Genomic DNA, 20595 nt, shown 5'->3' on the forward strand with positions numbered 1-20595 from the left:
TCCGGTCCGGCCCTGAGCCGTACAGAGCGGGCGACGGGAATCGAACCCGCGTAGCTAGTTTGGAAGACTAGGGCTCTACCATTGAGCTACGCCCGCACGGAACGCGCCACGCGTCGGTGACCGCGGCACTGACAGGCATCGTAGCGGGTCGTGGGCCCCCGTCGCACACCCCGTTTCCGGACCGCCCCCGGCGTCGTGCCGTGTCCGTGAAACGCGGCGGCCGTTCCGCCCGGGTGCATGTACCCTACGTGTCGCACCAGACGGGGTGTGGCGCAGCTTGGTAGCGCGTCCGCTTTGGGAGCGGAAGGCCGTGGGTTCAAATCCCGCCACCCCGACCAGCCACCTGTTCACGCACCGGTGATCGCCTTTTGGGTGCCGTAGCCGCTGCCGTTACTATGCAAGCTGCACGCCCTGTGTGTCTCTGAAGTCCTCCGGGCGGCGAATCGGCCGGGCCGCTCTGGTCCCGGCAGAACCCGAGAAGTCAGCCACAAGGAGACCGAACCGTGAAGAGCGCCGTGGAGACCCTGAACCCGACCCGGGTTCGGCTCACTGTCGAGGTGCCCTTCGAGGAGCTCAAGGACAGCCTCGACGCGGCGTACAAGAAGATCAACCAGCAGGTCACGGTGAAGGGCTTCCGCAAGGGCAAGGTCCCGGCCCGGGTCATCGACCAGCGCTTCGGCCGCGGTGCGGTGCTGGAGGAGGCCGTCAACGACGCCCTCCCGAAGTTCTACACCGACGCCGTCAACGACGCCGAGCTGAGCCCGCTGGGCCAGCCCGAGGTCGACATCACGGAGCTGAAGGACGGCGAGACGCTGAACTTCACCGCCGAGGTCGACATCCGCCCGGCCATCGAGATCCCGGACTACTCCGGCATCGAGGTCGAGGTCGACGCCGTCGAGGTCACCGACGAGGACGTCGAGAAGTCGGTCGAGCAGCTCCGCGAGCGCTTCGCCTCCACCTCCCCGGTGGAGCGCGCCGCCGAGGAGGGCGACGTCGTCACCATCGACCTGGAGGCCAAGGTCGACGGCGAGGTCCTCGAGGACGGCGTCGCGAACGACGTGTCGTACACGATCGGCTCCGGCGAGCTGCTGGACGGCATCGACGACGCCGTGAAGGGCCTGGAGGCCGGTGGCGAGGCCACCTTCACCTCCGAGCTCAAGGGCGGTTCGGCGGCCGGCAAGGAGGCCGAGGTCACCGTCAAGGTCTCCCAGGTCGCCGCGCGTGAGCTGCCGGAGCTGGACGACGAGTTCGCCCAGCTCGCGTCCGAGTTCGACACCCTCGAGGAGCTGAAGGCGGACAGCCGCAAGCGCCTGGAGAACATGAAGGAGTACGACCAGGCCACGCAGGCCCAGGAGCGCGTCCTGGAGAAGCTGCTCGAGCTGGTCGAGGTCCCGGTCCCCGAGAAGCTGCTCGAGGACGAGATCAACACCCGCAAGCACAACCTCGAGCACCACCAGCTCGGCCAGATGGGCCTCGACCTCGCGAAGTACCTGGAGATCCAGGGCAAGACCGAGGAGGAGTTCGAGGCCGAGACCCGCGAGGCCGCGATCAAGGGCATCAAGACCCAGTTCGTGCTCGACGAGCTCGTCAAGCAGGAGAAGCTGAACGTCAACCAGGAGGAGCTCACCGAGCACCTCATGCGGCGCGCCGCCTCCTCCGGCATGTCCCCCGACCAGTTCGCCCAGGCCGTCGTCGAGCAGGGCCAGGTCCCGCTCCTCGTCGGCGAGGTCGCCCGCGGCAAGGCCCTGGCCGCCGTGGTCGAGAAGGCCACGGTCAAGGACACCAACGGCCAGATCGTCGACCTCGAGGACGAGGAGGAGACGGACGAGGCGGAGGCCACCGAGGCCGCCACCGAGTCGGCCGAGGAGAAGACCGAGGGCGCCGAGGAGAAGACCGAGGGCTGACCCTCGCGTCACCTCTGACATGATCGCCAGGGCCCCGGGGTGCGCGTCACCCCGGGGCCCTGCCGTCGAACGGCGGGGCGGCCCGCCCGGGGGCGCGGGGCGGTGGCGACGCGCGGCCCCGCCGGGCGGGCGCGACCGGCACCCACTGGTCCGCGGCCGCCCGCGGACCAGTGGCCCCCGCCGGAAAGGCGCACGGCGCTCCCCGCCGAGCACACCGCGGAGTACACCCCTCTACGCCCCCGGCGAACACTCCCGTTACCGGGATTCCCTGGCGGAGTCACCGCGTTAGGGTCCTTGAATACCAGGGGACGCGAGTCACCGAATACGGCTCCGACCCCGTAGGGACACGTGAGACGGCCCGGCGCCGTCGTAAGACGAGCAGGTGGATACGTGACGAATCTGATGCCCTCAGCCGCCGGCGAGCCCTCCATCGGTGGTGGCCTCGGCGACCAGGTCTACAACCGGCTGCTCGGCGAGCGGATCATCTTCCTCGGCCAGCCGGTCGACGACGACATTGCCAACAAGATCACCGCACAGCTGCTGCTCCTTGCCTCCGACCCGGACAAGGACATCTACCTGTACATCAACAGCCCCGGCGGCTCCATCACGGCCGGCATGGCGATCTACGACACCATGCAGTACATCAAGAACGACGTGGTGACGATCGCCATGGGCCTGGCGGCCTCCATGGGCCAGTTCCTGCTGAGCGCCGGCACCCCCGGCAAGCGCTTCGCGCTGCCGAACGCCGAGATCCTGATCCACCAGCCGTCCGCCGGCCTGGCCGGCTCGGCCTCGGACATCAAGATCCACGCCGAGCGTCTGCTGCACACCAAGAAGCGCATGGCCGAGCTGACGGCCCAGCACACCGGCCAGACGGTCGAGCAGATCACCCGCGACTCCGACCGTGACCGCTGGTTCGACGCCTTCGAGGCCAAGGAGTACGGCCTCATCGACGACGTGATCGCCACGGCCGCCGGCATGCCGGGCGGCGGCGGCACCGGGGCCTGAGCGGCCTCGCGGGGCCCTCGCGGCCCCGTGGACGCCCCACCGGGCCCCCGCGCCCGGTGAACAGCCCCAGCAGCCCCAGCCGACCGCCTCAGCCCCTTTCAGGAGACACCGTGAACAGCTTCCCCGGCAGCGGCCTGTACGACCGCACGCCCGCCGCCTCCGAGGGCCGGTACACCGGCCCCTCGGCCGAGTCCCGCTACGTCATCCCGCGCTTCGTCGAGCGCACCTCCCAGGGCATCCGTGAGTACGACCCGTACGCGAAGCTCTTCGAGGAGCGCGTGATCTTCCTCGGCGTCCAGATCGACGACGCCTCCGCCAACGACGTCATGGCGCAGCTGCTGTGCCTGGAGTCGATGGACCCCGACCGGGACATCTCGGTCTACATCAACAGCCCCGGCGGCTCCTTCACCGCGCTCACGGCGATCTACGACACGATGCAGTACGTGAAGCCGGACATCCAGACGGTCTGCATGGGCCAGGCGGCCTCCGCCGCCGCCGTCCTGCTGGCCGCCGGTACGCCCGGCAAGCGCATGGCGCTGCCGAACGCGCGCGTGCTGATCCACCAGCCGTACAGCGAGACCGGCCGCGGCCAGGTCTCCGACCTGGAGATCGCGGCCAACGAGATCCTGCGGATGCGCAGCCAGCTGGAGGAGATGCTGGCCAAGCACTCCACCCGCCCGCTCGACAAGATCCGCGAGGACATCGAGCGCGACAAGATCCTCACGGCCGAGGACGCGCTGGAGTACGGCCTGATCGACCAGATCATCACCACCCGGAAGATGGACAACACCAGCCTGCGCTGACGCGGGGCGGAGAGTGACGTCTGCCGCCCCTTGGCACGGTTTGGCACAGTCCACGTCAAAGTGAACCGTGCCAAGGGGGGCCCGAACGGGGGGCCAGGCAAGGTACCGTCGGACATAAGGCAGCACCAGGAGCCGCCGGACGCCCGCGTCCAGACGACTCCCAGGCGAAGGGGAAGCACACCGTGGCACGCATCGGTGACGGCGGCGATCTGCTCAAGTGCTCGTTCTGCGGCAAGAGCCAGAAGCAGGTCAAGAAGCTCATCGCAGGGCCCGGTGTGTACATCTGCGACGAGTGCATCGATCTCTGCAACGAGATCATCGAGGAAGAGCTCGCCGAGACCAGCGAGGTCCGCTGGGAGGAGCTCCCCAAGCCCCGCGAGATCTACGAGTTCCTCGAGGGGTACGTGGTGGGGCAGGAGGCGGCCAAGAAGGCCCTCTCCGTCGCCGTGTACAACCACTACAAGCGCGTCCAGGCCGGCGAGAACGGCGGCGCCCAGGGCCGTGACGACGCCATCGAGCTGGCGAAGTCCAACATCCTGCTGCTGGGCCCCACCGGCTCCGGCAAGACCCTGCTGGCGCAGACCCTCGCCCGGATGCTGAACGTCCCGTTCGCGATCGCCGACGCCACGGCGCTCACGGAGGCGGGCTACGTCGGCGAGGACGTCGAGAACATCCTGCTGAAGCTGATCCAGGCGGCCGACTACGACGTCAAGAAGGCCGAGACCGGGATCATCTACATCGACGAGATCGACAAGGTCGCCCGGAAGAGTGAAAACCCGTCGATCACCCGTGACGTCAGCGGTGAGGGCGTACAGCAGGCCCTGCTGAAGATCCTCGAGGGCACCACGGCCTCGGTCCCGCCGCAGGGCGGCCGCAAGCACCCGCACCAGGAGTTCATCCAGATCGACACGACGAACGTGCTGTTCATCGTGGGCGGCGCCTTCGCCGGACTGGAGAAGATCATCGAGGGCCGGGCGGGAGCCAAGGGCATCGGCTTCGGCGCGACGATCATCTCCAAGCAGGAGCGGGAGTCCAAGGACCAGTTCGAGGAGGTCATGCCGGAGGACCTGGTCAAGTTCGGCATGATCCCCGAGTTCATCGGCCGGCTCCCCGTCATCACGAGCGTCCACAACCTCGACCGCGAGGCCCTGCTCCAGATCCTCGTCGAGCCGCGCAACGCACTCGTCAAGCAGTACCAGCGCCTCTTCGAACTCGACGGCGTCGAGCTGGACTTCGAGCGCGAGGCGCTGGAGGCCATCGCCGACCAGGCCATCCTCCGCCAGACCGGCGCCCGCGGCCTGCGCGCCATCATGGAGGAGGTCCTCCAGGGCGTGATGTACGAGGTCCCGTCCCGCAAGGACGTCGCCCGCGTGGTCATCACGGCCGACGTGGTCCTCTCCAACGTCAACCCGACCCTGATCCCGCGCGACGCCCGCGGCCGGGGCCCGGGCGAGCAGAAGACGGCATAGCGGCAGACACCCGAAAGGCACCCCGGCGAGGCGGCCGGGGTGCCTTTCGGGCTCACGGCAGCGGGAGACGGCCGATTCCCCGCTGATCCTCGAACCGGTCCGCGGACGCCTGCCGGCACCACTGGTGGCATGCGCGTCCCACGTGTTCAGCTCACCGCCGGCAAGGCCGACCGCCTTGCGGGGAGCCGCCGGTCGACGGCTCCCCGCGCCGCGCTCGTCGTCAGGCCTTGACCCGGACCTCGTCGCGCAGCTTCGTGGCGATGTCCACCGCGGCGTCCTTGGTGATGTCCTTGGTGTTGTCACCGGGGGAGACGACCGCGATGGTGCTGTAGTCGGCCCAGGCGCAGAACCAGTTGGTCGTCTCCTTCTGGGTGAGGTCGTTGGTGCCCTTGCCCGCCTGGCACTTCATCACCGCGCCGTCGATGTCGACGGACTCCGGCTCACCGACCAGGTCGGTCATGAGCCCGTTGCCGGAGTTCTCCCCGGTCTCCTTCTCGAGGGAGGCGAAGATCTTGTCGAGCGCGGCCTCGGGGTCCGCGACTTCGCCGTAGGCGCCGAAGAACGTCACCCCCTTGGCCGCCAGCAACTCGGCCTTGTCGGGGATGGTGGCGGGGTCCTGCGGGTCGTAGCCGCTGAAGTCGGCCGTGGAGTAGGAGGCACCGACGGACTTGCCGTTCTCGATGCCGCCCTCGGCGAGATCGTCCACCGTGCCGGAGCTGGAGTCCTCGCCGCCTTCACCGACACGGGTGTACTCGTCGAGCACCTTCTCCGGCGCGGAGAGCTTGTGCGCGCCGTCGTCCTCCAGGCCGCCCGCGCCGCCGCCTCCGCCGATCACGAAGTACGCGCCGACGCCGATGGCCGCGACGACCGCCACCGCGCCGATGATGATCCCGGCCTTCTTGCCGCCGCCGCCCGACGCCGGGGGCTGGGGCGGCATGCCGTACGGCTGCTGCCCGTAGGGGGGCTGCTGGCCGTACGGCTGCTGCGGGTAGCCGTACCCCGGCTGGCCGGGCGGGGGGGCCTGCTGGGGGTAGCCGTGGCCGGGCTGCGGAGCCTGCGGCGGCTGGCCGTAAGGACCCGGCTGGCCGTACGGTCCGGGCTGCTGAGGCTGCCCGCCGTACGGGCCCGGCTGGTCGTGACTCATGACGGGGTTCCCCCTTCAGGTGCCGATGCGGTGCGGGTCAGGCCTTGACGCGGACGTCCTTGCGGAACTTGGCGGTGAGGTCGGCGGCCTTCTCCAGGTCGGCGGCCTTGCCGGCCATGGCGTCGGCCAGATCCGTGTTGATGACGACGGCCAGCGTGCTGTGGTCGCCCCAGATGCACACCGGCATGCTGATCTCCGAGGGCCCGGAGGCCGGGTCGCCCGGGGTGGAGCCGCTGTTCTTGCCCTTGATCTCCTGGCACTTCAGGACGGCGCCGTCCAGGGCGCTCGGCTCGAAGGCCTTCGGGCTGCCGACGAGCTCGGCCTCCTCGTCCCCGGTGGATTCCTTCTTCATCTGCGCGAACATGGCGTCGACGACCTTCTCCGGGTCGTCGATCTCGCCGTAGACGCCCATGAACTGGATCATCTTCATGGCGAGCGGATTGCTCTCGTCCCCGGCCTGGTAGACCGCGTTGACGTTCTTGGCGTTCTTGACGCCGTTCTTCTCGGCTTCCTTCATGTCGTTCTCGTCGAAGCCGTCGCTCTCCTCGGCGTCGCCCTTCTTGTACTCGTCACTGAGTACGGTCGCCGGAGTCGTCAGCTTGTGCGGGCCGTCGTCCGCGATGTCCGCGCCGCCGCCTCCGCCGATCACGAAGTACGCGCCGACGCCGATGGCCGCGACGACCGCCACCGCGCCGATGATGATCCCGGCCTTCTTGCCGCCGCCGCCCGACGCCGGGGGCTGGGGCGGCATGCCGTACTGGGGCTGGCCGTAGGGCGGCTGCTGCCCGTAGGGGGGCTGCTGGCCGTACGGCTGCTGGGGCGGGACACCGGGCTGGCCCGGCTGCTGCGGGTAGCCGTACCCCGGCTGGCCGGGCGGGGGGGCCTGCTGGGGGTAGCCGTAGCCGGGCTGCGGAGCCTGCGGCGGCTGGCCGTAAGGACCCGGCTGGCCGTACGGCCCGGGCTGCTGAGGCTGCCCGCCGTACGGGCCCGGCTGGTTGTGACTCATGACGGGATTCCCCCTCCAGATGCTTATGTGCTGCTGACATCCTGGCTCAGGCATGACACGTTCAGGCCAGTGGGGGGCGCACCGTTACAAAGGAAACGCGTTTCGGGACAGGCCTGTGACGCCTCTAAACTGACCCCCGTGACCGAGAACGCTCAGCAGGAGCCACCAGCGCCCACGACCGAACTGCCGACCCAGTACGCGCCGGCCGATGTAGAGGGGCCGCTGTACGAGCGCTGGGTGGAGCGCGGTTACTTCGAGGCGGACGCGGGAAGCGAGAAGCCCCCGTACACCGTCGTCATCCCGCCGCCGAACGTCACCGGCAGCCTGCACCTCGGGCACGCGTTCGAGCACACGCTGATCGACGCGCTGACCCGCCGCAAGCGCATGCAGGGCTTCGAGACGCTGTGGCAGCCCGGCATGGACCATGCCGGCATCGCCACGCAGAACGTCGTCGAGCGGGAGCTCGCCAAGGAGGGCAAGTCCCGCCACGACCTCGGCCGTGAGGCGTTCATCGAGCGCGTCTGGCAGTGGAAGGGCGAGTCCGGCGGGCAGATCTCCGGGCAGATGCGCCGCCTCGGCGACGGCGTCGCCTGGTCGCGTGAGCGCTTCACGATGGACGAGGGCCTCTCCCAGGCCGTCCAGACCATCTTCAAGCGGCTCTACGACGACGAGCTGATCTACCGCGCCGAGCGCATCATCAACTGGTGCCCGCGCTGTCTGACCGCGATCTCCGACATCGAGGTCGACTACCAGGACGACGACGGCGAGCTCGTCTCCATGACGTACGGCGAGGGGGACGAGACGATCGTCGTCGCCACGACCCGTGCCGAGACGATGCTCGGCGACACGGCCGTCGCCGTCCACCCCGAGGACGAGCGCTACAAGCACCTCGTCGGCAAGCTCGTCAAGCTGCCGCTGACCGACCGTTCCATCCCGGTCGTCGCGGACGAGCACGTCGACCCCGAGTTCGGCACGGGTGCCGTCAAGGTCACCCCGGCGCACGACCCGAACGACTTCGAGATCGGCCGGCGGCACGACCTGCCGTCCATCGCCGTGATGGACGAGCACGCGGTCATCACCGCCCACGGCCCCTTCCAGGGCCTGGACCGGCTCGAGGCCCGCTCCGCCATCGTCGCCGCGCTGCGCGCCGAGGGCCGGATCGTCGCCGAGAAGCGGCCCTACGTCCACTCGGTCGGCCACTGCTCGCGCTGCAAGACCACCATCGAGCCGCGGCTGTCCATGCAGTGGTGGGTCAAGGTCGGCCCGCTGGCGAAGGCGGCCGGTGACGCGGTCCGCGAGGGCAAGGTCAAGATCCATCCGCAGGAGATGGAGAAGCGGTACTTCGACTGGGTCGACAACCTCCACGACTGGTGCATCTCGCGGCAGTTGTGGTGGGGCCACCGCATCCCCGTCTGGTACGGACCGAACGGCGAGGTCGTCTGCGTCGGACCGGACGACGAGGCCCCGACCGGCGAGGGCTGGCACCAGGACACCGACGTCCTCGACACCTGGTTCTCGTCGGGCCTGTGGCCGTTCTCCACGCTCGGCTGGCCCGAACGGACCGAGTCGCTCGCGAAGTTCTACCCGAACTCCGTCCTGGTCACCGGCTACGACATCCTCTTCTTCTGGGTCGCCCGGATGATGATGTTCGGCCTGTACGCGATGGACGGCACCCCGCCGTTCCACACCATCGCCCTGCACGGCATGGTCCGCGACCAGTTCGGCAAGAAGATGTCGAAGTCCTTCGGCAACGCGGTCAACCCGCTGGACTGGATGGACAAGTACGGCAGCGACGCGCTGAGGTTCACGCTCGCCCGCGGCGCCAACCCCGGCGTCGACGTGCCGATCGGCGAGGACTGGGTCCAGGGCTCGCGCAACTTCGCCAACAAGATCTGGAACGCCACGCGCTTCGCGCTGATGAACGGCGCGACGGTCGAGGGCCCGCTGCCGGACGCGTCGGCGATGTCGCCGACCGACCGCTGGATCCTGTCCCGGCTGAACGCGGTCGTCGCCGAGGTCGACGCGCACTACGACGACTACCAGTTCGCCAAGCTGTCGGACGCGCTGTTCCACTTCGCGTGGGACGAGGTCTTCGACTGGTACGTCGAGCTGTCCAAGACCACCTTCCAGGCGGGCGGCGAACCGGCCGAGGTCAGCAAGCGGGTCCTCGGCGAGGTCCTCGACGTCACGCTCAGGCTGCTCCACCCGGTCGTCCCGTTCGTCACCGAGACGCTGTGGACGACGCTGACGGGAGGCGAGTCGGTCGTCGTCGCGGACTGGCCGCGGGACAGTGGCTTCCGGGACGCCGACGCCGAGCGCGAGATCGGCACGCTCCAGTCGGTGATCACCGAGGTCCGCCGCTTCCGCGCCGACCAGGGGCTCCAGCCGGGCCAGCGGGTTCCGGCCCGCCTGACGCTCGACGGGACGGCGCTCGCCGCGCACGAGCCGGCGATCCGCCAGCTGCTGCGCCTCCAGCCGGAGGGGGAGACCTTCACGGCCACGGCGACCCTGCCGGTCGCGGGCGTGGAGGTCGCGCTGGACCTGTCCGGTGTGATCGACGTCGCAGCCGAGCGCAAGCGCCTGGCCAAGGACCTCGCCGCCGCCGAGAAGGAGAAGGCCCAGGCGACGGCGAAGCTCGGCAACGAGGCGTTCCTGGCGAAGGCCCCGGACCACGTGGTCGACAAGATCCGCACCCGCCTGGCCAAGGCGGAGGAGGACATCATCCGGATCCAGTCCCAGCTGGACCGTCTGCCCGGCGCCTGACGGCAGGCCCGGACCGGTCACGGCCCCCGACCCCTCAGGTCGGGGGCCGTTCACGTCGCCGTGGGTGTCGTGTAACCCGCCCGGGGAAACCTGCGGTTTCGCCCACCGCCAGGCCACGCCGTCAGGAGCACCCCCACGATGCCCCGCACCGCGCCCCCGACCGCCGCACCACCCGCCGCGCACACCGAGCGGGGCAGACCCGGCCGGGACCGGCGGTACGACATCGACCTCCTGCGCGTCGTCTGCACCGCCGCCGTCGTCCTGGTGCACGCCTCCGCCGAGTTCTTCGACGCGGGCCACCGCACGGCCGGCATCCTCGGCGACTCGGCCGGCCGGTTCGCCGTGCCCGCGTTCTTCGCGATGGCCGGCTGGGCCGCCCTCGTCGCCTCGCCGGTGCGCGACGACGCCCAGCTCCTCACCCGGCTCGGACGGATCCTGCGTCCGATGGCGGTGTGGACTGCGGTCTACCTCCTCTGGCAGTACGTGTCCGGGCGGCCCCCGAACGGCGGCTCCCAGGAGGCGGTACAGGCCCTGTCCGGCTCCGTGGAGGCCGCCTTCCACCTCTGGTACCTCTACGTCTACGTACCGCTCCTCCTGCTCCTCGGCGTCGTCGTGCTCGTCCTCCGGCGGCGCGCCGCGCCCCGCCGGTCGCTGCTGCTGCTCACCGCGTTCGCCGTCGCACCGGCGCTCGTCGAGGACGTGCGGATCCTCACCGGGCTGCCGCTGCCCGCCTGGGACTGGGGCGTGTCGCTGTACTCACTGGGCTACGCGCTGGCGGGCGCCGTCCTGCTCGCCGCCCGGCGGCGCGGCCCGCGCCCGCTGTGGCTCGCGGGCGCCGCGGTCGCGCTGGCCGCCCTCACCCTGTACCAGTTCACCGTGCGGCACCCCGCCGCGTACGGGAGCGTCGTGGTGGCCGCGCTGACCTTCGCCGTGCTCGGCGCGGTGGGCGGGGTGCGGGTGCCCGAGAGGGCGCGGGCGGTGCTGGTGCGGCTGTCGGACGCGTCGTTCGGGTCGTACCTGGTGCATCTGCTGTTCGTGATGCTGCTGGTCAGGCCCGTCGCGGAGCGGGTGCCGCACGGGCCGGCGGCAGCCGTGGCACTCGCCGTGACGGCGGTGGCCGCCGCCGTGCTGTCCTTCGCCGCGAGCGTCCTGTGGGGCAGGCCGGGACTGCGGCGGTGGCTCGGCTGAGGCGGGGCGCCGGGCCAGCCGGGCGCCGCCCGGGCCGCTCCGTAGACTGGGTACCGTGAGCGAGCGCCCAGAATCAGCAGGTCCCGACCCGGACGACACCTTCGACGAGTTCACGGAGCTCGTCGAGGAGGAGACCCGTCGTGACCCCGACCTCGCGGTGATCGAGGCCGGCAGCCGCACCCTGCGCACCCAGGGCGGCCCGCCCCAGGCGGACGTGCCGGCCCGCCCCGAGGACCCCGAGGTCGACAAGGCCCTGCGCGAGGTCGAGGCGGAGCTCGCCGGCCGCTGGGGCGAGACCAAGCTCGAGCCCTCGGTCGCCCGCATCGCCGCGCTGATGGACGTCCTGGGGGAGCCCCAGCGCTCGTACCCCTCGATCCACATCACCGGCACCAACGGCAAGACCTCCACCGCCCGCATGATCGAGGCCCTGCTCGGCGCCTTCGAGCTGCGCACCGGCCGCTACACCTCCCCGCACGTCCAGTCGGTCACCGAGCGGATCAGCCTCGACGGGGCGCCGGTGACCGCCGAGCGGTTCATCGAGACGTACCGGGACATCAAGCCGTACGTCGAGATGGTCGACTCCACGCAGGAGCACCGGCTGTCCTTCTTCGAGGTGCTGACCGGCATGGCGTACGCGGCCTTCGCCGACGCGCCCGTGGACGTGGCGGTCGTCGAGGTCGGCATGGGCGGCAGCTGGGACGCGACGAACGTGATCGACGCCGGCGTCGCCGTGGTGACGCCCATCGACCTCGACCACACCGACCGGCTCGGCACCACGCCCGCCGAGATCGCCGGCGAGAAGGCCGGCATCGTCAAGCGGGACGCGACGGTGATCATGGCGCAGCAGCCGGTGGACGCCGCGCAGGTGCTGCTGAGGAAGGCCGTCGAGGTGGACGCGACGGTGGCCCGGGAGGGTCTGGAGTTCGGGGTGGTGGCCCGGCAGGTCGCCGTCGGCGGCCAGCTGGTGACGCTGCGCGGGCTCGGCGGCGAGTACCCCGAGGTGTACCTGCCGCTGCACGGCGAGCACCAGGCGCACAACGCGGCCGTGGCGCTCGCCGCCGTGGAGGCGTTCTTCGGCGTCGGCGCCCAGCACGCCCGGCCGCTCGACATCGACACCGTGCGCAAGGCGTTCGCCGCCGTCGCCTCCCCGGGCCGGCTGGAGGTCGTACGGCGGTCGCCGACCGTCGTCCTGGACGCCGCCCACAACCCGGCGGGCGCGCGGGCGGCGGCCGCGGCGATCGGGGAGGCGTTCCAGTTCAGCCGGCTCATCGGCGTGGTCGGCGCGAGCGGCGACAAGAACGTGCGCGAGCTGCTGGAGGCGTTCGAGCCGGTCTTCGCCGAGGTCGTCGTCACCCAGAACTCCAGCCACCGCGCGATGGACGCCGACGAGCTAGCGGGCATCGCCGTCGAGGTGTTCGGCGAGGACCGCGTCCAGGTCGAACCCCGGCTGCCCGACGCCCTGGAGGCCGCCATCACGCTGGCCGAGGAGGAGGGCGAGTTCGCGGGCGGCGGTGTGCTCGTCACCGGTTCCGTCATCACCGTCGGCGAGGCCCGACTGCTCCTGGGGAAGGGCTGAGATCCCGTGCGTACGCTCTGCTCCTCGACCCTGATCGGCGAGTTCTTCATCATCGGTTTCGCCGGACTGGTCGCGATGAAGGACCAGGACCTGTCCACCGGCACGGTGTGGACGGTCTGCGGTATCGCGATGTTCCTGTCCGTGGTCCTGTGCGGGATGGTCACCCGGCCCGGCGGGGTGGCCCTCGGCTGGGCGCTGCAGATCGCCCTGATCGCCTCCGGTGTCTTCGTCCCGATGATGTTCTTCATGGGCGCGCTCTTCGCGCTGCTGTGGTGGGCTTCGGTGCACTTCGGCCGAAAGGTGGACGAAGCGAAGGCCCGTTTCGCCGCTCAGGCGGGCCGGCCTGACACTGCGTGACAGATGTCCCGACACGCCCGGTAATCTCGTCTCCCCGCACCACCTCACGTACAAGGAGCTCCGTCGTGACCCAGCGCACCCTCGTCCTCCTCAAGCCCGACGCCGTCCGTCGTGGCCTGACCGGCGAGATCATCAGCCGTATCGAGCGCAAGGCCGGCTGGCGGATCACGGCGCTGGAGCTGCGCACCCTGGACCAGGACACGCTGGAGCAGCACTACGGCGAGCACAAGGGCAAGCCGTTCTACGAGCCGCTGGTGGAGTTCATGGCCTCCGGTCCGGTCGTCGCGATGATCGTCGAGGGTGAGCGGGTCATCGAGGGGGTGCGCCAACTGGCCGGTCCCACCGACCCGATCGCCGCCGCGCCGGGCTCGATCCGCGGCGACTTCGGTGTGATCGTCCGGGAGAACCTGATCCACGCCTCCGACTCCGAGGAGTCCGCCGAGCGCGAGGTGAAGATCTTCTTCCCGGGCCGCGCGTAACCCGCGCGTTCTGACGTGCGCGAATCCCGCGCATAACGATCACATCGCGGCGGCGGCCGGTACGTTTGGCCGCCTGTCTGACGGTCTGGGGGCTTTGCCCCCGGACCTTTTCTGGCATATGCGTGGCGTTCGGGGGAACGGGTGCCCCCGATGGACCGTCTCCACAAGCAGCGGGGCACGCCATCTGATGACAATGGCGAAGACCCTCGCGCGGTGCTCGCGAAGGCGCGTCTACGATGGAAGCATTCACGTCACCGCACCCACCTCGCCGACCTGAGAAGCCCTCAAAAGCTCGTGGGAAGGCCAGTCGAATCCTGATGGGGAACTCAATGTCGTTCATCGGCCGTGACATGGCTGTCGACCTCGGGACCGCCAACACGCTGGTGTACGTCAGGGGTCGTGGGATCGTACTCAACGAGCCGTCCGTCGTCGCGATCAACACCAACACCGGTGGCATCCTCGCGGTCGGCGCCGAGGCGAAGAAGATGATCGGACGCACCCCCGGCAACATCGTCGCCGTGCGGCCGCTGAAGGACGGCGTCATCGCCGACTTCGAGATCACCGAGCGGATGCTCCGCTACTTCATCCTGAAGATCCACAAGCGGCGGTACCTGGCGCGTCCGCGGGTTGTCGTCTGTGTGCCCTCGGGCATCACGGGCGTCGAGCGCCGCGCCGTCATCGAGGCGTCGTCGCAGGCCGGTGCCCGCCAGGTGCACATCATCGAGGAGCCCATGGCCGCCGCCATCGGCTCCGGTCTGCCGGTCCACGAGGCCACCGGCAACATGGTGGTGGACATCGGCGGCGGCACCACGGAGGTCGCGGTCATCTCCCTCGGCGGCATCGTCACCGCCCAGTCCATCCGCGTCGCGGGCGACGAGCTGGACAACGCGATCATCCAGCACATCAAGAAGGAGTACTCCCTCCTGCTGGGCGAGCGGACGGCCGAACAGATCAAGATCACGATCGGTTCGGCGTACGACCTGGACACCGACGAGCACACCGAGATCCGCGGCCGGGACCTCGTCTCCGGACTGCCGAAGACCGTCGTCATCTCCGCCGCCGAAGTGCGCAAGGCGATCGAGGAGCCGGTCAACGCCATCGTGGACGCCGTCAAGACGACCCTCGACAAGTGCCCGCCGGAGCTGTCCGGCGACATCATGGACCGGGGAATCGTTCTGACCGGCGGCGGAGCCCTGCTGCGCGGCCTCGACGAGCGGCTGCGCCGGGAGACGGGCATGCCCATCCACATCGCCGAGGACCCGCTGGACAGCGTGGCGCTCGGTTCCGGCAAGTGCGTCGAGGAGTTCGAGGCGCTTCAGCAGGTGCTCGACGCCCAGCCGCGCAGATGACACGACGCTTCGATTCCGCCGTACGGGATGCCCTTCTCCGTGCGGCGGATCATTGATATAGAGGCACAAAATCCCCCATAACGCCTCGAAATGCCTTTGACGCACCGTCAATACACTTTTCATACACCTGAACAGACCCCCCACCTCATACCCGTTCTCGACGAGGAAGGCACGGCCGCCGCACGTGAGGGACACGAAAGAGAGCCGGCTGCTCCTGGTGCTGCTGATCGCCATCGCGTTCGCACTGATCACGGTGGACATCCGCGGTGGGGAGGATTCACCGGTCGACGGCGCCCGGCAGGCCGCGGCGACCGTCTTCGGCCCGATCGAGAACGGCGTGTCCGGCGTGGTCGACCCGATCGGCAACGCCGTCTCGGCCGTCCGCGAGTCCGGCGACCGGCACGACCGGCTCGCCGCACTGGAACGGGAGAACGCCGCGCTCAAGGCCGAACTCGGCAGCGACGACCGCGGCCGCAGCCGCCTCAAGCAGCTCGACAAGCTGCTGAAGGTCTCCGGGCAGGGCCAGTACGGCATCAAGGGCGCCCAGGTCATCGCCATAGGAGCGGCCCAGGGCTTCTCCTGGACCATCACCATCGACGCCGGCGCCGACGACGGCATCGAGCGCGACATGACCGTCCTCAACGGCGACGGACTCGTCGGCCGCGTCACCACCGTCGGCCCCAGCACCGCCACCGTGCTGCTCGCCACCGACCCCGACTTCACCGTCGGCACCCGCATGGAGGCCACCGACGAACTCGGCTTCGCCTCCGGCCAGGGCGACCGCCCGCTGCGCGTCGAACTCCTCAACGGCAAGGCCGAGATCAAGAAGGGCGACCGCCTGGTCACCTTCGGCTCGCAGGCCGACAAGCCGTTCGTGCCCGGCGTCCCCGTCGGCGTCGTCTCCCGCGTCGACCCCTCCGGCGGCGACCTCACCCGCACCCTCTCCGTCACGCCGTTCGTCAGCTTCAGCAAGCTCGACGTCGTCGGCGTCGTCGTCCAGGCACCCGAGAAGGACCCGCGCGACACGGTGCTGCCCAAGAAGCCGAAGCCGACCCCCACGCCGACCGTGACGGTGACCGTCACGCCCTCCGCACCCGCCGACGGCCTCAACCAGCAAGAGCAGTAGGAGCTGACACCCCCATGCGCGTCAACCGGATCCTGCTCGCCGGCTCGCTGATCGTCGTCGCCCTGGTGATCCAGGTGAGCGTCCTCGCCCGCCTCCACCTCCCGGGCGCCGTCCCCGACCTGCTGCTGCTCACCGTCCTCGGCCTCGCCCTGGTCTACGGTCACGTCAGCGGCGCCCTCATCGGCTTCGCCGCGGGACTCCTCGCGGACCTCGCCCCGCCCGCCGACCACGCCGCCGGGCGCTACGCCCTCGTGCTGTGCGTCATCGGCTACCTCGCCGGACTCGTCAAGCCCGAGAGCGGCCAGGTGAAGTCGGCGAGCGGCCCGATGGTCGTGGTCGTCGCCGCCGCCGTCGGCTCCACCCTGCTCTACGCCGGTGTCGGCGCCCTCGTCGGCGACACCGCCGCCCGCCATGTCGGCCTGGGCGGACTGCTGTTCACCGCCGCCCTGTACGACCTGCTGCTCGCGCCGTTCGTCGTCCCCGGTGTCATGGCCCTGGCCCGGCGCGCCGAGAACGACCCGCTCGCCGAGACCAACCCCGCCAAGTCCGGCGACATCGCCTCCGGCTGGCTCTCCGGAGGCACCGGACTGCGCATCGGCGGGCAGCGGGGCGGACTGCGGGTCAAGGCGGCCCGCGCCCGGGTGGCCCGCGCCGGACGCATCAAGGGGGTCAAGCGCCTGTGACCTCGCACAACTTCACCGGAACGAGTGAACGACGGTGGAACGCGGGCACACGGCCCGGCCGTTCACCACTCGTACCCGCCCACGCGTACACGCTCTGAGAGAGGAGGAAACCGCGTGACCAACATCCCCGAGACCGGTCGCAGCCCGCGGGTCCAGATCCGGCTCGTCGTCATCCAGGTCCTCGTCATCTCCCTCCTCGGCACCCTCGGCGGGCGCCTGTGGTACCTCCAGATCCGCGAGGGCGACCAGTACGCCAAGGAGGCCTCCGGCAACCACGTCCAGCAGGTCGTCCAGCCGGCGGTCCGCGGCTCCATCCTGGACGCCCGCGGAGTCCCCCTCGCCGACAACGAGACCCGCCTGGTCGTCTCCGCCTCCCGCACCGACCTGCTGAAGATGAAGGACGACGGCAAGGCGGTCCTCGCCAAACTCGCCGGCGTCCTCGGCATGGACGCCGAGGAGGTCCAGCAGAAGGTCCGCCTCTGCGACGCCGAGACCCCCCAGCCCTGCTGGAACGGCTCGCCGTACCAGCCCATCCCCATCACCGACGAGGCCACCGCCAAACAGGCCCTGCAGATCCGCGAGCGCGCCGAGGACTTCCCCGGCATCACCGCCGAGCCACAGGCCCTGCGCCGCTACCCGAGCCCCGGCAAGGCCAACACCGCCCAGGTCCTCGGCTACCTCTCGCCCGTCACCGACGAGGAGATCACCAAGGCCCAGGACACCAGCTCGCCCTACCTGCGCTCCGACATGGTCGGCCGCTCCGGCCTGGAGCGCCAGTACGACAAGCAGCTGCGCGGCAAGGCCGGCGTCACCCGCTACGAGGTCGACAACCTCGGCCGCGTCATCGGCGAGGCCGAGGCCGACCCGGCCCGGCCCGGCGCCAACCTCGTCACCAGCATCGACGCCCGCGTCCAGCGCATCGCCGAGTACGAGCTGAACGAGGCGATGAAGGAAGCCCGCAAGCAGCACGACCACAACACCAACCGCAACTACGAGGCCGACTCCGGCGCCGTCGTCGTCATGGAGGCCAAGACCGGCCGCGTCGTCGCCATGGCCTCCAACCCCACCTACGACCCCAACGCCTGGGTCGGCGGCATCTCCGCCAAGGACTACGCGAACCTCACCGGCAAGAAGTCCAACTACCCGCTGCTCAACCGCGCCATCCAGGGCCAGTCGGCACCCGGCTCCATCTTCAAGGTGATCCCGACGGCCGCCGCCATACAGGCCGGCTACTCCTTCGAAGGCCCCTACAACTGCTCCAGCTCGTACTCCATCGGCAACCAGGTCTTCAAGAACTTCGAGTCCCAGAACCACGGCCCGATCAGCCTCGGCCGCGCCCTGGAGGTGTCCTGCGACACCGTCTTCTACGCCCTCGCCCACCAGGAGTGGAAGCGTGACGGCGGCAACAAGCCGAAGAAGAACGCCGACGACTGGTTCTACAAGACCGCCCACCAGTTCGGCCTCGGCGAGGAGACCGGCATCGACCTGCCCAACGAGGTCACCGGCCGCGTCCCCGACCGCCAGTGGAAGCAGGACTACTGGACGGCCAACAAGGACGCCTGGTGCAAGTACGGGAAGAAGGACGGCACCTACGCGGAGAAGATCGCCTACGAGAACTGCCTCGAAGGCAACCGGCTGCGCGCGGGTGACTCCGTCAACTACTCCATCGGCCAGGGCGACACGCTCGTCACCCCCATCCAGATGGCCACCATCTACGCGGCCATCTCCAACGGCGGCACGCTCTACGACCCCACCGTCGGCAAGGCCGTCATCAGCCCCGACGGCAAGACCGTCACGGAGATCGAGCCCAAGGCGCACGGCAAGCTGCCGACGTCGAAGAAGACGCTCGCCCAGATAGACGAAGCCCTCGAGGGAGTCGCCACCCGCGGTACGGCCGCGTGGCGATTCGGGGGCTGGCCACAGGACGAGATCCCGATGCACGCCAAGACCGGCACCGCCGAGGTCTACGGCAAGCAGACCACCTCGTGGTTCGCCACGTACACCGAGGACTACTCGATCGTCATGACGATCTCCCAGGGCGGTACGGGCTCCGGCGCCTCGGGCCCCGCCGTGCGCAACATCTACAACGCCCTGTACGGCGTCTCCGAGGACGGTGAGATCGACAAGAAGAAGGCGCTGCTGCCCGCGCCGCAGAAGAATCTCCCCAAGGTCCGCACGGACGGCACCATCACGTCCCCGAAGATCTCCAAGGACCCCGCCAAGGACCGGGCGACCCCCTCGCCCGACGCACAGGCCACCACCCCGCAGGGCGACGACCCCGCCGACCCGCAGCAGGCGGGCACCGTCCCCTCACCGGAGAACACCAACCGCCAGACCCGCCGCCACCGGCGACGACGCGTCGGCACCGGTACCGGAAAGGCACTCCGGAGGGCAGCGTCATGACCGGCGGAGTCAACAGCTTCCAGGTCTCCGGATACGGACCGGAGCGGGCCGGCTGGACACGGGTCTTCGCCCGCGACTCCCTGGCCCGCCGCCTCGACTGGCCGATACTGTTCTCGGCGCTCGCCCTGTCCCTGCTGGGCTCGCTCCTGGTCTACTCGGCCACCCGCAACCGCACCGAACTCAACCAGGGCGACCCCTATTACTTCCTCGTCCGGCACTGGCTCAACACCGGCATCGGACTGGCCCTGATGATCGGCGTCCTCTGGCTCGGCCACCGCACCCTGCGCACGGCCGTGCCCCTGCTGTACGGCGCCTCGGTCTTCCTGATCCTGCTGGTGCTCACCCCGCTGGGCTCCACCATCAACGGCGCCCACTCCTGGATCAAGCTCCCCGGCGGCTTCTCCCTCCAGCCCTCCGAGTTCGTGAAGGTCACGATCATCCTGGGCATGGCGATGCTGCTCGCCGCCCGCGTCGACGCGGGCGACAAGCCGTACCCCGATCACCGCACGGTCCTCCAGGCCCTCGGCCTGGCCGTCGTCCCCATGCTGATCGTGATGCTCATGCCCGACCTCGGGTCGGTCATGGTCATGGTCGTCATCGTGCTCGGCGTGCTGCTCGCCTCCGGCGCCTCCAACCGCTGGGTCTTCGGCCTGCTCGGCGCCGGAGCGGCCGGCGCCGTCACCGTCTGGCAGCTCGGCATCCTCGACGAGTACCAGATCAACCGCTTCGCCGCCTTCGCCAACCCCGAGCTCGACCCCGCCGGCGTCGGCTACAACACCAACCAGGCCCGCATCGCCATCGGCTCCGGCGGACTGACCGGCTCCGGCCTCTTCCAGGGCTCCCAGACCACCGGCCAGTTCGTGCCCGAACAGCAGACCGACTTCGTCTTCACCGTCGCCGGCGAGGAACTCGGCTTCGTCGGCGGCGCGCTGATCATCGGCCTGCTCGGCATCATCCTCTGGCGCGCCTGCCGCATCGCCCGCGACACCACCGACCTGTACGGCACGATCGTCGCCGCCGGCATCGTCGCCTGGTTCGCCTTCCAGGCCTTCGAGAACATCGGCATGACGCTCGGCATCATGCCCGTCACCGGTCTGCCCCTCCCGTTCGTCTCCTACGGCGGCTCCTCCATGTTCGCCGTGTGGCTGGCCGTGGGCCTGCTGCAGTCCATCCGGATACAACGGCCGCTGTCCGCGTGAACCGTCGGGGGGGGGGGGGGGGGGGGCCCCCCGCCCCCCCCCCCCCCCCCCCCCCCGGCCCCCCCCCCCCGGGGGCCCCCCCCCCCCCCGGGGCCCCCCCCCCCCAAGGGGGCCCCCACCCGGGGGACGCAGCGGCCG

16 protein-coding genes and 2 tRNA genes are annotated in these 20595 nt (G+C 70.1%); 15 read left to right on the forward strand and 3 right to left on the reverse strand.

Going from position 1 to position 20595, the window contains the following annotated elements:
* Positions 1–25 precede the first annotated feature (25 nt).
* Positions 26–96, reverse strand: a tRNA-Gly gene (locus tag ACH5AO_RS04705).
* Between the two features lie 165 nt (positions 97–261).
* On the opposite strand from ACH5AO_RS04705, the gene ACH5AO_RS04710 reads away from it, so the two are divergent.
* The 5 genes from ACH5AO_RS04710 (at position 262) to clpX (ending at position 5184) form a co-directional block, all read left to right on the forward strand.
* A tRNA-Pro gene (locus ACH5AO_RS04710) sits at positions 262–338 on the forward strand.
* A 165-nt stretch (positions 339–503) separates the two neighbouring features.
* On the forward strand, positions 504–1904 hold the full coding sequence (tig, locus tag ACH5AO_RS04715; protein ID WP_398921745.1) for a trigger factor: 1401 nt from the start codon (positions 504–506) through the stop codon (positions 1902–1904).
* 402 nt (positions 1905–2306) lie between these two features.
* Positions 2307–2912 carry an ATP-dependent Clp protease proteolytic subunit gene (locus ACH5AO_RS04720; RefSeq protein ID WP_030858107.1) on the forward strand — a complete coding sequence of 202 codons (606 nt, stop codon included), beginning with the start codon at positions 2307–2309 and terminating at the stop codon, positions 2910–2912.
* A 110-nt stretch (positions 2913–3022) separates the two neighbouring features.
* On the forward strand, positions 3023–3715 hold the full coding sequence (locus tag ACH5AO_RS04725; protein WP_073931884.1) for an ATP-dependent Clp protease proteolytic subunit: 693 nt from the start codon (positions 3023–3025) through the stop codon (positions 3713–3715).
* Positions 3716–3897: 182 nt separating this feature from the next.
* A complete protein-coding gene (gene clpX, locus ACH5AO_RS04730; RefSeq protein WP_217127785.1) occupies positions 3898–5184 on the forward strand; it encodes an ATP-dependent Clp protease ATP-binding subunit ClpX in 1287 nt (428 codons plus the stop codon).
* Between the two features lie 220 nt (positions 5185–5404).
* On the opposite strand, the gene ACH5AO_RS04735 is transcribed toward clpX, so the two are convergent.
* Positions 5405–6328 carry a hypothetical protein gene (locus ACH5AO_RS04735; RefSeq protein ID WP_398921747.1) on the reverse strand — a complete coding sequence of 308 codons (924 nt, stop codon included), beginning with the start codon at positions 6326–6328 and terminating at the stop codon, positions 5405–5407.
* A 37-nt stretch (positions 6329–6365) separates the two neighbouring features.
* Positions 6366–7334: a hypothetical protein gene (locus ACH5AO_RS04740; protein ID WP_398921749.1), complete on the reverse strand. Its 969-nt coding sequence runs from the start codon at positions 7332–7334 to the stop codon at positions 6366–6368.
* Positions 7335–7472: 138 nt separating this feature from the next.
* Here ACH5AO_RS04740 and ACH5AO_RS04745 point away from each other — a divergent pair, with 138 nt between their 5' ends.
* The 10 genes from ACH5AO_RS04745 (at position 7473) to rodA (ending at position 20457) form a co-directional block, all read left to right on the forward strand.
* A complete protein-coding gene (locus tag ACH5AO_RS04745; RefSeq protein WP_398921751.1) occupies positions 7473–10097 on the forward strand; it encodes a valine--tRNA ligase in 2625 nt (874 codons plus the stop codon).
* A 138-nt stretch (positions 10098–10235) separates the two neighbouring features.
* Positions 10236–11285: an acyltransferase family protein gene (locus ACH5AO_RS04750; protein WP_398921753.1), complete on the forward strand. Its 1050-nt coding sequence runs from the start codon at positions 10236–10238 to the stop codon at positions 11283–11285.
* A 55-nt stretch (positions 11286–11340) separates the two neighbouring features.
* On the forward strand, positions 11341–12861 hold the full coding sequence (locus ACH5AO_RS04755; RefSeq protein WP_398921755.1) for a bifunctional folylpolyglutamate synthase/dihydrofolate synthase: 1521 nt from the start codon (positions 11341–11343) through the stop codon (positions 12859–12861).
* A gap of 6 nt (positions 12862–12867) precedes the next feature.
* On the forward strand, positions 12868–13218 hold the full coding sequence (locus tag ACH5AO_RS04760) for a DUF4233 domain-containing protein (protein WP_398921757.1): 351 nt from the start codon (positions 12868–12870) through the stop codon (positions 13216–13218).
* Positions 13219–13283: 65 nt separating this feature from the next.
* Positions 13284–13697: a nucleoside-diphosphate kinase gene (gene ndk / locus ACH5AO_RS04765; protein ID WP_184760623.1), complete on the forward strand. Its 414-nt coding sequence runs from the start codon at positions 13284–13286 to the stop codon at positions 13695–13697.
* 329 nt (positions 13698–14026) lie between these two features.
* Positions 14027–15046 carry a rod shape-determining protein gene (locus tag ACH5AO_RS04770; RefSeq protein WP_006133575.1) on the forward strand — a complete coding sequence of 340 codons (1020 nt, stop codon included), beginning with the start codon at positions 14027–14029 and terminating at the stop codon, positions 15044–15046.
* A 184-nt stretch (positions 15047–15230) separates the two neighbouring features.
* Entirely contained in the window at positions 15231–16172 is a 942-nt protein-coding gene (gene mreC, locus ACH5AO_RS04775; protein WP_398921759.1) for a rod shape-determining protein MreC, read from the forward strand.
* 14 nt (positions 16173–16186) lie between these two features.
* Positions 16187–16855 carry a rod shape-determining protein MreD gene (gene mreD / locus ACH5AO_RS04780; protein ID WP_398921761.1) on the forward strand — a complete coding sequence of 223 codons (669 nt, stop codon included), beginning with the start codon at positions 16187–16189 and terminating at the stop codon, positions 16853–16855.
* A 114-nt stretch (positions 16856–16969) separates the two neighbouring features.
* Complete coding sequence (gene mrdA, locus ACH5AO_RS04785) at positions 16970–19258, forward strand: penicillin-binding protein 2 (RefSeq protein ID WP_398921763.1); 2289 nt, start codon at positions 16970–16972, stop codon at positions 19256–19258.
* On the forward strand, positions 19255–20457 hold the full coding sequence (gene rodA / locus ACH5AO_RS04790; RefSeq protein WP_398921765.1) for a rod shape-determining protein RodA: 1203 nt from the start codon (positions 19255–19257) through the stop codon (positions 20455–20457). Before mrdA ends, rodA begins: the two co-directional genes overlap by 4 nt.
* Positions 20458–20595 lie beyond the last annotated feature (138 nt).

It is taken from the genome of Streptomyces sp. NPDC018964 (assembly GCF_044390325.1).
Lineage (GTDB): Bacteria > Actinomycetota > Actinomycetes > Streptomycetales > Streptomycetaceae > Streptomyces.

Coding starts and splice junctions, on each gene's coding strand:
- mreD (WP_398921761.1), top strand. CDS start 16,187: ATGCGCGTCAACCGGATCCTGCTCGCCGGCTCGCTGATCGTCGTCGCC.
- ACH5AO_RS04770 (WP_006133575.1), top strand. CDS start 14,027: ATGTCGTTCATCGGCCGTGACATGGCTGTCGACCTCGGGACCGCCAAC.
- ACH5AO_RS04735 (WP_398921747.1), bottom strand. CDS start 6,328: ATGAGTCACGACCAGCCGGGCCCGTACGGCGGGCAGCCTCAGCAGCCC.
- ACH5AO_RS04720 (WP_030858107.1), top strand. CDS start 2,307: ATGCCCTCAGCCGCCGGCGAGCCCTCCATCGGTGGTGGCCTCGGCGAC.
- ACH5AO_RS04740 (WP_398921749.1), bottom strand. CDS start 7,334: ATGAGTCACAACCAGCCGGGCCCGTACGGCGGGCAGCCTCAGCAGCCC.
- ACH5AO_RS04750 (WP_398921753.1), top strand. CDS start 10,236: ATGCCCCGCACCGCGCCCCCGACCGCCGCACCACCCGCCGCGCACACC.
- rodA (WP_398921765.1), top strand. CDS start 19,255: ATGACCGGCGGAGTCAACAGCTTCCAGGTCTCCGGATACGGACCGGAG.